Genomic DNA, 544 nt, shown 5'->3' with positions numbered 1-544 from the left:
GATTCGCTGTCCCAAGATACGCTGGTCGCCCATCATACGGCGGCGGATCTAAACGATGTCATAAGCGGAGTTGTGATCTATGACCCAGATACGGACAACACCCCGAAGGCGGGCTCCTACGGGGTGTGCGTCGTTGTGGTAAATACGGTGGATCCGACGGTCACGCACAAATGGATAACCCAGCTGTCATTCTCGACCACGGGTTACCCCTCGTGGCGGCGAAAGGTCAACATGGGCGCATGGGGAGACTGGCTACCCTTCTCCTGAGCGTGTCGATTGCGCTACAGCTTGAGCCATGCCGACCATGTGCCGTCGGAGTTGATCTTCCAGCGCACGTAAACGGCCTTGCTGAACCCGACCTGGTAGCGCCACAGGTACCTGTAGCTAGGGTCAGTAGAGTTGGCATAAGTCCTGATGAAGCCATACCCGTCCGTACCGGGCGTATTCAGGCTGTTCGGCCCGAACTGCTTCAGCCCCGCCATCAGGTCGTTCGCGTCGGCGATGTAGGGGTTGTTTGCCAGCACGTCTCCTCGGGACAGCGAAT

2 protein-coding genes are annotated in these 544 nt (G+C 58.5%); one reads left to right on the top strand and one right to left on the bottom strand.

Annotated elements, in window-relative coordinates; genetic code table 11:
* On the top strand, positions 1-267 hold a 267-nt coding region (locus tag VJ923_RS12225; protein ID WP_326441870.1), incomplete at its 5' end, for a hypothetical protein.
* Between the two features lie 14 nt (positions 268-281).
* Here the strand turns inward: VJ923_RS12225 and VJ923_RS12220 are convergent.
* Positions 282-544 (bottom strand): hypothetical protein (locus VJ923_RS12220; RefSeq protein WP_326441869.1); only part of this gene is annotated, 263 nt, incomplete at its 5' end.

This window comes from Adlercreutzia shanghongiae, from assembly GCF_035830635.1.
GTDB classification, from domain to species: domain Bacteria; phylum Actinomycetota; class Coriobacteriia; order Coriobacteriales; family Eggerthellaceae; genus Adlercreutzia; species Adlercreutzia shanghongiae.
The sequence above is the reverse complement of the archived record's forward strand: the minus strand, read 5'-3'. Positions and strand labels throughout refer to the sequence as shown.